This window comes from Ignavibacteria bacterium (assembly GCA_036262055.1).
In the GTDB taxonomy this organism is placed as follows: Bacteria; Bacteroidota; Ignavibacteria; order Tepidaquicellales; family Tepidaquicellaceae; genus DATAJP01.
On record DATAJP010000002.1, the window covers coordinates 431,597 to 443,532 of the forward strand.

Below are 11,936 nucleotides of genomic sequence, written 5' to 3' on the forward strand. Positions count from 1 at the left end.
AATGTTCTGGAAATTCAACCATATTTTCTCCAACACAAAAGTTAAGCTTTTAATTTTCGCGGTTCTTGCAATAACCGGAATAATTCTTTTCATTGTTTCCGGAAATGTCACTAAGCAGGATGTTACTGCAACAACCGAGGAAGTAAAAACAAAGAATTATACCGCAGAAGAATTGAAAATAAAAATGCCGAATGAAATAGATACGATTTTGTTCACGTTCGGAATAATGAAAGAATGGATTAATGATAACGCTGCAAAAAATAAAAATGAAGCGCTTTGGTTCAACAAAGAAGTGCTTGTTCCCTATGACCTGCCTCTTGCATCAGTTAATTATGAGCTAAAAAGTTTCCTGAAATCGGTTGATTTTGCGGAAACCGTAACGGAAGACCCGCGCTCAAAAAATCTTTCCATAGATATTTATCATTCTGCTGATTCAACAAAAAAACCGCTCGGTAAATTATCTCTTTTGTATTCCGACAAAATTAATAGAATTGCCTCCGATGTTGCCATTATACTTAACAATGTAGATAAACTCAGTGCTTCCGATTTTGAAAAAATTGTCTCATCTCCCGAAAAATTTACAGTCGTTCTTCCGGTGAATTTTGAAAATGCCGATATTCAATCTCAAATTCTTGAAACGGGCAGGGATTACGTTTTAATTTATGATGTCGGAAATCAGGATATTCCTGAGGCAGATTTTAGAAATGACATGAGCGAAAAACAGTGGAAAGGAAAAGTCCGCTCGGTTACAATAGAGTATCCGAACACAAGCGGAATTTTTCTGAATAACATTTCAAAAGACATAAACTTTAAACAGGATTTGTCTGCGCATTTTAATAAGTACTCGAAAGTTCTTTATGAAGATACGGTTCTCATAAAATTTACAACAAAAGAAACCGAGGAAAGAAAAATTTATGATTTATTTTCGCAGATATTTACTAATACAAACCGTGGGGTAAGATCACAGGCGTATCTTGTAGATTTTGATGTGAATGATTTTAATAATTACATACGTGAAGTCAATAACCTGCGCAAACGTGGCTACAGATTTCTGACGTTTAAAGAAATTATGAAGCAAAAAGATTCCAAGCAAAAATGACTGAACACGAAAGATGGATGAAATATGCTTTCAGAGAGGCAGAAAAAGCATATGACCGTGAAGAAATTCCCATTGGTTGCGTTATAGTTTTCCAGAACTCAATCATTGCGAAAGCGCATAACCAGGTTGAAACACTTAAAGATTCAACCGCGCATGCGGAAATTCTTGCGATCACTTCGGCATCAGCTTACTTGCAATCAAAATATCTGATGGGTTGCTCGATGTACGTAACTCTTGAGCCATGCGTAATGTGTGCGGGAGCTCTTGTGAATTCAAAGCTTGAAAATCTTTTTTTCGGAGCGTTTGATTCAAAATGCGGAGCTGCAGGAAGCGTGTTTGATGTTACAAATAATAAGAATATGAATCATAGAGTCAATGTTCTCGGAGGGGTTATGGATATCGAATGCGGAGAGCTTATAAACAGTTTCTTTGACTTAAAAAGATAGTTGAAATTCAATGATTTTTAGCTGTATTCCTCTCATAACCCGCCTTATTCCATATTATATTAACAATTTAATTTCTATTTTTATAGCAGAATAGTTATGAAATTTTCTATTATTACCGTTGTATATAATGGGGAAGAGTTTATCAAGGATTGCATTGAATCGGTTCTTTCTCAGGATTATAAAAACATTGAATATATAGTAATTGACGGAGGTTCAACTGATAAAACTCCTGAAATTATCTCTTCATTCGGCAATTCAATTTCTATATTCATAAGCGAAAAAGATAATGGTCTTTATTATGCTATGAATAAAGGAATTACGATGGCTACCGGAGACATTATCGGGCTTTTGAATGCTGACGACCTCTACTATGACAAAGACGTTATAAAAAATGTTGCTGATGTGTTTGCGAAAAACGATACTTCCGCTGTATACGGCAATGCGGTTTTTATAAAAAGAGACGACACACATAAAGACAAAATTGTCCGTTACTGGAAAAGCAAAAAAATGTATCCGGGTTATTTTGAAGACGGAGAAATTCCCCACCACCTTAGTCTTTTCATAAAAAAAGATGTTTACAAAAAGTTCGGCACGATTAATACGCAGTATAACATTGCGGCTGATTATGAACTGATGCTTAGGTTTTTTAAAGTAAATAAAGTTACTGCATTTTATTACGACAGAATTCTTACAAAAATCCGCCTCGGAGGTCTTTCAAACGGAAGCATAAGAAACATTATGAAGGGAAATTTTGAGATTCTGAAAGCATGGAGAAATAACGGCTTGCCTATTCCATGGGTTTGTCTTTTCATCAAAAGACCGCTCAATAAAATAAAACAATATCTCTTCAATCCCTTTAAGAGACAATATTCATCCTGAAATTACTTACATCATTTCTCTGGAAATTAAACTCCCTCTTTCATAAATTTTTAATACCAAAGGTTCCGAGCCAAACAATTCTTTATTAAGAAAAATAAAATTATTTCCTTCCTTAAATACACCGCAGGTTACTTCAAATAATTTTTTACCGTAAATGCTTTCAGCGATGAATTTTATATCGGATGTTTGCAAGTTATGAAAATCTATCCTGATAAAGTTTTTATAATTGAAGCTGTTTTCTACTTCAATTGGAATGTTCATGACATAATTATTCGAATCTATTTTGTCCACAAACTCCATCGACTTTTCTTCCGTGAAAAAATAAGGGTTGTTAAGCCACTTTGTGCTGTCTTCAAGGTGTATGTGGCGGTTTCTTCCATGTTCAAGAAATTTCAATCCTAACCCGACTGCGTCCTCACGAATTTTGTCTCTGTTTTCGGCTGACCAGTAATTCGTGATGTCAAAGGCAAGCCCGAACATATGCGGCGATGAGCCCCTGTCAGACCATCCTCTGCGCATATATCTGTGCTGCAAAGCAGGACTGCGCATCGCATCCGAAATTCTATATGCAAAATTATTATTATTCATTATATAAAGCACCTTCACCATAAGTTCAGGGTCAATATATTTTATTACATTGTCTTTAATGGTTAAGAAATCAAACTGAAAGTCCATTAATGAATAATTAATTTTTCCATTTTTGAAATTCAGAAAATCACCATCGCAAACAAGCATAAGTTTTCTATCTTTCTGCATCAAAAAACAGTTTTCATAACCGTTTCCATTTTTTTTGTGAAGATATGCAGAATAAAAATTTGTGTCGGGGAAAATTATGAAAACTTTATCAGAACCGTATGAAGGAATAAAAAAGAAAGCGTGTGAGGCGGAAATAAAAACAAAAAAAATAAGAATGGATAATAAGAATTTTATTTTATAGTTCCCCGAAGCCATCTTCAAAAAATTTTACCATCTCTTTAGAAAACTCTTCCTCATCAGGTCCTTCAAATCTGAGGATGAGCTTAGAACCCTTTTCGGCAGCAAGGGTCATCACACCAATAATGCTTTTACCGTTCACTTCAAAATTATTTTTTGAAATAAAAAAATCGGATTTATACTTTGCAGCAATCTTCACAAGCTGTGATGCCGGACGCGTGTGCATGCCGGCTTTGTTTACTATTGTTACTTCGCGTTCTATCACAATACTTTTCTTATGTGTCATTCTGAACGAAGTGAAGAATCCCCCCATTAGTGAAAAAATGGAATCTTCATTACACTCAGGATGACCTGTTTTTAAAAATTTCTGCTTAACAACATGCTCGAAAACCAAAGGAGCTGTTTTTTATGTTCTTCGTTTGAAATTATGTCTAAATAATTATTTGCTTTGGTTGTATAATGCTCAATTTTTTTCTTTGCATCTTCAATCACACCGTATTTTTTATAAATCGCTTTTATTTTATTGACATCGGTTTCAGAAATTAATTCACCATTGTTAGAAATAACTTTCATAAGCTCCGTTTTGTCATTTCCATCTGTTGCAGTTTCAAGTGCTTTTAAAATCAAATAAGTTTTTTTGTGCTCATAAATATCTCCTCCGTTTTTTTTGCCGAAATCTTTTTCATCGGCAATAATGTCAAGCAGGTCATCCTGAATCTGAAACGCCAGCCCTATGTTGTTTGCATACTCACGCATCGCATTAATTTGTTTTTCATCTGCGCCGGCAATTAACGCTCCGACCACTGCGCAGGTTTCAAGAAGCTTCGAGGTTTTTTTCCCGATCATCATTAAATATTCATCAAGCGATACGTTACCTCTCGTTTCAAATTCCTTATCGTAGCTTTGTCCCTCGCATACTTCGATAATTCCGTCAGTGAAGCAATCGAAAATTTCACTTATTCTGTCCGACTTTGTTTTTGAAAGTGATTTGTATGCAAGACCAATCATTTCATCTCCTGCGAGAATCGCAATGTTTGCATCCCATTTTTTATGAACGGTTTCCTTTCCTCTCCGTGTATCGGCATTGTCCATAATGTCATCATGCACAAGAGTAAAATTATGCAGTATCTCGATTGCAACAGCAGCGCTATATGCATCTTCCGGTTTTCCGCCAAATGCCTCGCAGCTGAATATCAAAAGCACAGGACGTATTCGCTTTCCGCCGCCTGAGAGAATATATTTTATCGGCTCATAAAGCAGCTTCGGATCGTTTTTGCCCGTAACTTCCATCAAACGATTATCAACTTCTGCCGTATATTTTTTATATTTACCGGAATTAGAATCCATCATCAAAAAAGATAATAAAACATTAAATATATGAAATTTAAGTATTTACTAATATGAAAATTTCTGTTTTTAATTAGCTTCCTATAAATAACTATTCTTAGAACTTGTCCGTAATATTGAGAACAACTAAATTAACGATATGAAAATTAAACTACTGTTTTTCATTGGCTTAACCCTCATTATCGCCAATTATAGTTTCCCCCAATCTTTTCAGAAAATAACAGATTCCAATAATCCTATTGTATCTGACCCGCCTTCAGCCGCAGGTGCTTTTAATGGCTGTGCATGGATTGACTTTGATAATGACGGCAAGCTTGACCTGTATGTTGTAGGAAAAAACGATATTTATAAAAACATGGGAGGAGGAAATTTCTTAAAAATCAGTAACGCAATTCAGGGAAATTTTTCCTCGGTGTTCGGAACAACATGGGCTGATTATGACAATGATGGTTTCATAGATTGTTATTTATCGGGAGGAAACGCACCCGGTTCATTTCTTTATAGAAATAATAACGGTAACGGAACATTTACTCTCATAATAACAGGTCAAATAGGAAACAGCAGTGTGAACAAAGGATGGGGATGCGCATTCGGTGATTACAATAACGACGGCAGACCTGACCTTGTTATTGCGGCTGCATTTAATTTTGCAGGAATAACCAATCCTAATATTTTATTTCTTAATACAGGAAGCGGTAATTTTACAAAAGTTGACACAAGCATAATTACAACTGGAACTGCTCCTTACACTGTTCCGTCGTGGTATGATTACGATGATGACGGTGACATTGATTTATTCATCGGCAGCGGTCCGGCAACGGGTTCACTTGCTCCCGATTATTTATACAAAAATCTTTTTATTGAAACCGGAAATCCATACTTCGCAAAAATTACTTCCGCGCCTCTTGCAACTGATAATGCAGACGGGCAGGTCTGGAACTGGATTGATTATGATAATGACGGTGACCTTGATGCATTCAGAACAAATTACAACGGAACAATTCCGAATGACTTATATAAAAATAACGGCGACGGAACATTTACAAAAATGACTTCAGCGCAGGTTGGTCCGATTGTTTCAGACCTTGCAAGCTCGCTTTCAAATGTTTGGGGAGATTTCGACAACGATGGCTGGCTGGATTGCTTTGTCGGCAATGCAGGAAATTCTGTAGGATTTTATTACCGAAACAACGGCAACGGAACATTTACAAAGCTAACATCCATTGAAATTGCAACTGACCTCGGCTCTCGTTTCGGAATAGCCGCCGCTGATTATGACCTCGACGGCAAGCTCGATATATTTACTTCAGGAACTGCCACAGTGAAAGCGTTATTCAAAAACACAACTGTAAACTCAAATGCATTCATAAATCTAAAATGCACCGGCGGTGTTTCAGGCAAGTCAGCGCTCGGAACAAAAATAAAAATTAAAGCTAACATTAACGGAACTCCAATGTGGCAAAGAACAGAAATCAATGCTCAAAACAGCTTCTGCTCGATGAATATGCTTAATGCGCATTTTGGACTCGGTAATGCAACAGTGATAGATTCATTAGTAGTGAGATGGATTTCTGGAACAACACAGGTTTTCACGAATATTGACGTTAACAAGTTTTATCGTTTGGTTGAAGGCGGAAGTCTCGAGCCCGTTTCAGTTAAAAGTATATTAACTGAAGTTCCTGAAAGATTTGCTTTACACCAGAACTTTCCGAATCCTTTTAATCCTGAGACAACCATAACTTTTGACATTCCAAAAAATATAGCTAACGATAAAATAAGTTTATCTGTATATGACATGCTCGGCAAAAAAGTTGCCGGGCTTTTTGAAGGCAGTCTGACTGCAGGAAGCTATGAAGCAAAATGGAACGCCGCAAATATGCCAAGCGGTATGTACTTTTATACATTGCAGTCCGGTGATTTCAAGATTACAAAAAAAATGACTCTTGTAAAATAAATATGAGATATGTAGAGACGCAATATTTTGCGTCTCTTTAAAGCTCTCTATTCAAACCAGATTATACTGGAAATTGCAATTCATAAACAATATTTTATTTTTTCAAATAAATTAATTTGAACTTCCTCAGAAATCATTGGTTTGACATCGGCGGTATTCTTGCAATACTTAATATAATTGCTCTATTAATATTTCATACTCAATTAACAAGTTTTGAAATATTGTTGTGGATAAGCTTAATCTCGTTGTTCGTTCATCAGGTTGAAGAATACCGCTACCCCGGTTACTTTCCCGGAATGGTCAACACTGTTTTATTCAAAAGCACTCAACCTGAAAGATATCCGCTCAATACAAGTTCGGCTTTTATAATCAATGTAATTCTTGGCTGGGGAGTTTATGCCGCTGCAATTTTTGTGAACAACAATGCAATATGGTTCACAATGATTCCGATTATCGTTTCACTCGGCAACTTCATGGCGCATACAACTTTGTTCAACATAAAAGGAAAAACTTTTTATAACCCCGGAATGCTGACAAGTATTTTTCTTTTTTTGCCAATCGTTATTTATTATTTCTATTATGTTTCATCAAGCAATCTCGCAGAAACATCTGATTACATAATCGGAATAATTCTCGGCATCATTTTAAACTACGTCGGCATCATAAAAGTAATCAATTGGATGAAAAACAAAAACACTCCATACGTTTTTCAACCCAGGCAGGCTAAACCTTAATGGCATTATCTTTTCTTTATTTTAACCCATTTATTTTAGTTATTTTGATTTCGCCATATAGTAAATAAGGAACTTACGTTCCTGTCAATTGTTTAAATATTTAAGTTTTAGAACAAAAAATGAAAATTATAAACAGAATAACAGTTTTTGCAATAGCGCTTTTCTCTGTAGTTTCATTATCCTCATTTACTTTTCCGGGCACACCGGTTGCTCAAAGAGCGGATAAGATATACTCAAACCCTGGAATCGCCGATATATTTTTAAAGCTGTTTAACATAGACAGTGAAGAAAATCAGAATAATAATGGTTTATATTTTGATATCGATGATGAAGGTGATAAGGATTTACCTGACTGGGCATTGCTCGATCCTGAGAAAGACGGTTACGAAGGAACACGCACAAAAACTTTTTTCAAATATATAAACTCACTTCCTGAAAAACCTCAGACAAGTGAAGTTATCGTTGCGGTGATTGACTCTGGCTTTGACATAGACCATCCCGCATTGAAAAACAACATCTGGAAAAATGAAAAAGAAGTGAACGGATCCGCGGGTGTGGATGATGACAACAACGGTTACATAGATGACTTCAACGGATGGAATTTCCTCGGTGATGCAAAATATCTGAACTTTGAAGTAACCCGTGAACTCAAACGCCTGAAAAAAGAAGGCGTTCCTGAAAGTGACCCGTATTATAGAAGAGTAAAAATGGAATATGACTCCGAGCGTTCGGATATCAAAGGAACTTATGAAGGGCTTAAAGAATCTTTGCAGGGTTTGATTGACGCAGAAGATGTTCTTAAACGAGGCGGATACACAACCGACCCCGAAAAACTGAAGCTCACCGCAGAAGGTTTAAAGGGCGAATACAAAAGCGCTGCAATGGTTATTCTCACGACTTATATGTTCATCGGGCTTACAAAAGAAGAGCTTGAAAAATATACTAAAGAATACGAAATAAAAAATAAATATTTATTTGATGACAGAGATCCTGAAGAATTAATCGGCGATGACCCGAATAATTTATATGAAAAGGGATACGGCAACAATGACGTTCGTTCAAGAGACGATGACCACGGCACGCACGTAGCAGGAATCATTGCAGCGGATAAGGACGGCATCGGACAGGCGCCGTTTGCTCGGCTTATGTTTCTCCGCGCTGTTCCCGGTGAAGGCGATGAACGCGACAAAGACATTGCAAACGCAATCAGATATGCAGTCGATAACGGCGCTGATATTATTAACATGTCCGCAGGAAAATATTTTTCTCCTAATCCTGAGATTGTAGTTGAGGCAATTAAATATGCCGAAGAAAAAGGCGTGCTGTTTGTTGTCTCTGCAGGAAATGAATCGGCTGATATAGAAACGACGATTAACTACCCGAGAAAATTCACAAATGAAAACGGACAGATAAATTATTTTGATAATATGCTCGTGGTCGGAGCAAGCTCATGGATGAAAAGTTATAACTCATCTAAAGACCCTGAGAATTTATCAGGAGGATATGACCTTGTTGCAAACTTTTCAAATTACTCCGGAAAAATTGTTGACGTATTTGCACCGGGACTTGAAATAAACTCAACAATCCCGAACGGCAAATATGAAAGAATCAGCGGAACAAGCATGGCTTCACCTGAAGCTGCGGGAGTTGCGGCAATTATTAAAGCATACTTCCCTGAATTAACTGCGGCGCAGTTAAAAGAAGTGCTTTCAAACTCAGTAAGAAAATATGACGGCTTGAAAGTTAAGGTCGGCGACTCAGGCTCAAAGGTTTCGTTCTCGTCTCTCTCACGCTCCGGCGGAGTAATCGACGTTATGAACGCATACGAATATGCAAAAAAGATGAAAGAAAGCGTGAATTAGGAATAAAATTTCACTCTTTTTTAAAAAACCAAATAGAATTAATTATTAATTTTATTTGGTTTTTTTATTTAATAAAGATTAATATATTTAATTACTAAATTAAATCATATGCGCGCCGGGCTAATAATTTTATTCAGTTTATTTCTAACAAATATCTGTTTTTCACAATGGATTGATGTCTCAACCGGAATCAATGGAGGTAATCCGTCTTTCATTGGTTCAAACGGTACTTACTTATTTACTTCTGCTTATAACAAAATCTACCGTTCTTCAAATAATGGAGATTCATGGCAATTATTAAATACCCAACATTTAAACATCAGACAGTTTGTAGGATTTGAATCAATTGGCAGTACCATATTTCTTTCTTTTAGAAACGATGACAGCATAACCTGTTATAAATCTATAAATCAAGGCGAAACATGGATTCCCGCAAATCAAGGATTACTAAATTCAAATGTTCGCAATTTAATAAAGTCAGGCAATACTCTGATCTTATATTCTCAATCTAATAACACGATTTATCGTTCAACTAACCTTGGAAATTCATGGCAAGGTCTTTTCTTTAATAAGCTTTTCGATATGTATTGTATGGGAGCAAATTCTTCTACAATACTTGCATCTGTACCTTTTAACTTATTTAAATCAACAAATAACGGTGATAATTGGACGTCCATTGATAACACTTCACCTCCATTTGTAATCTTGACTGCAAATGAAAATTATTTTTTTGGCAGACGTTTAAACGGACATAATTATTATTCTTCAAATCAGGGAACAAACTGGATCCAAATGCCTGATGCTTCCTTAGGTTCTTTTTTAAAGCTTTATATATTTAATGATGTTTTTTATGCTATAACAGAATCGGGAATTGTCCGCAGTACAAATTTTGGACAAACGTGGAATAATATTTACAATAACATAGATGCCACTAATATAACGGTTTTCAATAACAATATTTTTTCTACAAATGTAATCAGAGGCATTTTCTCAACAAACATAAACAATATAAATTGGATAGAAAAAAATAATGGAATACAGGCGGAAAACCTGAGCGTAATAACATCGGACGATAATGATAATTTATATGCAGCGCAGAAATATGGCGACTGTATTTATGTTACGGAAACTAAGCTTCACCAATGGACCAAAAAATATCCTCCCGTCCAGGGAAGAATAATAACGATTCATGCCGCTTCAAACGGACTTTATTTAGGAACTGAAGATGGTTTATATAAATCAATTAACGCAGGAACCAGCTGGACTCTTGTTCCCTCTTTTGCGGATAAGTATGTTTCGAATATAATTTCAAGCGGTGATAGTATTTATTTGGGTGTTTTATCAGACGGTATTTATTTTTCCAGCAACGGAGGCACGAGCTGGCAGCTGCGAAATAACGGCATTACCTCCTTTTTTCCTCTGATATATGATTTGAAAAAATTTGGCAACAATTTATTTATGATTGAACAAATGTATGCCTTCAAATCAACAGATTGCGGACTTAACTGGACAAGAATGATGGGTGGAGGATTACCAAGCTCTTTTTATCAGGTGCTCGGTGCAATGGGTAATAATATTTACATTGGTAATGGCACTTATGCATTTAAATCTACAAATAATGGTGTGAACTGGACTAATACTTTAATCCCTGCACGGCATATGTTAATCAGAAGTGACAGCATAATCATTGCGGGTGCATCGCAATATCCCGTAAGATTATCCACAAACAATTTAATTAACTATACTAACATAAGCAGGGAGTTGGAGAATAAAACTGTTAATTATTTATACAGCCATAAGAATACTGTCTATGCTGCAGTTGCAGGATATGGAATTTACAAACACAGTTTTGGGGGTTTTGTAAATATTACAAATACCAGTAACATTATCCCCGATAAATTTGTTTTACATCAAAATTATCCCAACCCATTTAATCCAACAACAAAAATTAAGTTTGAACTCCCTGAACAATCTTATGTAACATTAAAAATATATAATTTGCTCGGGCAGAAAATATCAATTTTAGTTAATCAAAATCTTAATGCAGGAAATTATGAATTGGAATGGAACGCAGGAGACTTAAACAGCGGTATTTACTTTTATAAACTTGAAAGTTTTGATTATACAGAAACTAAAAAAATGTTATTGGTAAAATAGATTTTCACACCTCCCTCACATACCAGCAGTTGCATTTGAAATGTCCTGTATCTCCCATAGGTCTCTCAAGTTTTTTGAAGCCGTGCTTTTCGTATAATCTCTGCGCGTTTTCCATCTGAGTCAAAGTTTCGAGATAACATTTTTTATAACCCAATTCCTTCGCTGCTTTAAGACAAAGATTCAGAAGCTTCTCACCAAAACCCTTTCCGCGAAGTTCATTAAGAAAATACATTTTCTTCAGCTCGCAGGTATCAGCATCTCCATTCAACAACTGCGCTACCCCGGAGCCGCCAAGAATTCTGCCGTCTTTCTCAACAACAAAATATTTTGCGCGGACTCCGTAAGCATCGAACATATTGTCAACTTCAGTGTCTTCAATCGAATAACCGCATCCGACTGCGCCAAATTCCGTCATGACTGTTTTGATAATCTTACTGATTTGTTCGTTGTCGCGTTTTTCAATTGGACGGACTATATATTTATCCTGATTTTCTGACACTGTTTTATGCTCGTTTGATATTTCTA

Annotated in this window: 11 protein-coding genes; 7 read left to right on the forward strand and 4 right to left on the reverse strand. The window is 36.0% G+C overall.

Annotation, left to right across the window (positions count from 1 at the left end):
* Position 1: 1 nt before the first annotated feature.
* The 3 genes from VHP32_03695 to VHP32_03705 all read left to right on the forward strand — a co-directional run bounded on the left by VHP32_03695 (position 2) and on the right by VHP32_03705 (position 2,424).
* Positions 2 to 1,099 (forward strand): hypothetical protein, encoded by a 1,098-nt coding sequence (locus VHP32_03695; GenBank protein HEX2786983.1) that lies wholly within the window; start codon positions 2 to 4, stop codon positions 1,097 to 1,099.
* The gene (gene tadA / locus VHP32_03700) at positions 1,096 to 1,545 is read left to right on the forward strand and encodes a tRNA adenosine(34) deaminase TadA (protein ID HEX2786984.1); all 450 of its coding nucleotides are present in this window, start codon (positions 1,096 to 1,098) and stop codon (positions 1,543 to 1,545) included. The genes VHP32_03695 and tadA overlap by 4 nt, the downstream gene beginning before the upstream one ends.
* Positions 1,546 to 1,641: 96 nt before the next feature.
* Complete coding sequence (locus VHP32_03705; GenBank protein HEX2786985.1) at positions 1,642 to 2,424, forward strand: glycosyltransferase family 2 protein; 783 nt, start codon at positions 1,642 to 1,644, stop codon at positions 2,422 to 2,424.
* Positions 2,425 to 2,430: 6 nt separating this feature from the next.
* On the opposite strand, the gene VHP32_03710 is transcribed toward VHP32_03705, so the two are convergent.
* From VHP32_03710 to VHP32_03720, 3 genes are all read right to left on the reverse strand, one after another.
* Positions 2,431 to 3,375, reverse strand: coding sequence for a hypothetical protein (locus tag VHP32_03710; GenBank protein HEX2786986.1), 945 nt, complete (start codon positions 3,373 to 3,375; stop codon positions 2,431 to 2,433).
* Entirely contained in the window at positions 3,356 to 3,622 is a 267-nt protein-coding gene (locus VHP32_03715) for an HPr family phosphocarrier protein (protein HEX2786987.1), read from the reverse strand. Before VHP32_03715 ends, VHP32_03710 begins: the two co-directional genes overlap by 20 nt.
* 92 nt (positions 3,623 to 3,714) lie before the next feature.
* On the reverse strand, positions 3,715 to 4,707 hold the full coding sequence (locus VHP32_03720) for a polyprenyl synthetase family protein (protein HEX2786988.1): 993 nt from the start codon (positions 4,705 to 4,707) through the stop codon (positions 3,715 to 3,717).
* A 136-nt stretch (positions 4,708 to 4,843) separates the two neighbouring features.
* On the opposite strand from VHP32_03720, the gene VHP32_03725 reads away from it, so the two are divergent.
* The 4 genes from VHP32_03725 (at position 4,844) to VHP32_03740 (ending at position 11,411) form a co-directional block, all read left to right on the forward strand.
* Positions 4,844 to 6,658 carry an FG-GAP-like repeat-containing protein gene (locus tag VHP32_03725; GenBank protein HEX2786989.1) on the forward strand — a complete coding sequence of 605 codons (1,815 nt, stop codon included), beginning with the start codon at positions 4,844 to 4,846 and terminating at the stop codon, positions 6,656 to 6,658.
* A 116-nt stretch (positions 6,659 to 6,774) separates the two neighbouring features.
* On the forward strand, positions 6,775 to 7,392 hold the full coding sequence (locus tag VHP32_03730) for an HXXEE domain-containing protein (protein ID HEX2786990.1): 618 nt from the start codon (positions 6,775 to 6,777) through the stop codon (positions 7,390 to 7,392).
* A 119-nt stretch (positions 7,393 to 7,511) separates the two neighbouring features.
* Positions 7,512 to 9,254, forward strand: coding sequence for a S8 family serine peptidase (locus VHP32_03735; protein HEX2786991.1), 1,743 nt, complete (start codon positions 7,512 to 7,514; stop codon positions 9,252 to 9,254).
* A gap of 108 nt (positions 9,255 to 9,362) precedes the next feature.
* Positions 9,363 to 11,411: a T9SS type A sorting domain-containing protein gene (locus tag VHP32_03740; protein HEX2786992.1), complete on the forward strand. Its 2,049-nt coding sequence runs from the start codon at positions 9,363 to 9,365 to the stop codon at positions 11,409 to 11,411.
* A 4-nt stretch (positions 11,412 to 11,415) separates the two neighbouring features.
* On the opposite strand, the gene VHP32_03745 is transcribed toward VHP32_03740, so the two are convergent.
* Positions 11,416 to 11,910: a GNAT family N-acetyltransferase gene (locus VHP32_03745; protein ID HEX2786993.1), complete on the reverse strand. Its 495-nt coding sequence runs from the start codon at positions 11,908 to 11,910 to the stop codon at positions 11,416 to 11,418.
* Positions 11,911 to 11,936 lie beyond the last annotated feature (26 nt).

Bases quoted from the DNA above. Each gene is read 5' to 3' on its own strand.
- VHP32_03705 (HEX2786985.1), top strand. From the start codon at position 1,642: ATGAAATTTTCTATTATTACCGTTGTATATAATGGGGAAGAGTTTATC.
- tadA (HEX2786984.1), top strand. From the start codon at position 1,096: ATGACTGAACACGAAAGATGGATGAAATATGCTTTCAGAGAGGCAGAA.
- VHP32_03710 (HEX2786986.1), bottom strand. From the start codon at position 3,375: ATGGCTTCGGGGAACTATAAAATAAAATTCTTATTATCCATTCTTATT.
- VHP32_03740 (HEX2786992.1), top strand. From the start codon at position 9,363: ATGCGCGCCGGGCTAATAATTTTATTCAGTTTATTTCTAACAAATATC.
- VHP32_03695 (HEX2786983.1), top strand. From the start codon at position 2: ATGTTCTGGAAATTCAACCATATTTTCTCCAACACAAAAGTTAAGCTT.
- VHP32_03720 (HEX2786988.1), bottom strand. From the start codon at position 4,707: ATGATGGATTCTAATTCCGGTAAATATAAAAAATATACGGCAGAAGTT.
- VHP32_03735 (HEX2786991.1), top strand. From the start codon at position 7,512: ATGAAAATTATAAACAGAATAACAGTTTTTGCAATAGCGCTTTTCTCT.
- VHP32_03725 (HEX2786989.1), top strand. From the start codon at position 4,844: ATGAAAATTAAACTACTGTTTTTCATTGGCTTAACCCTCATTATCGCC.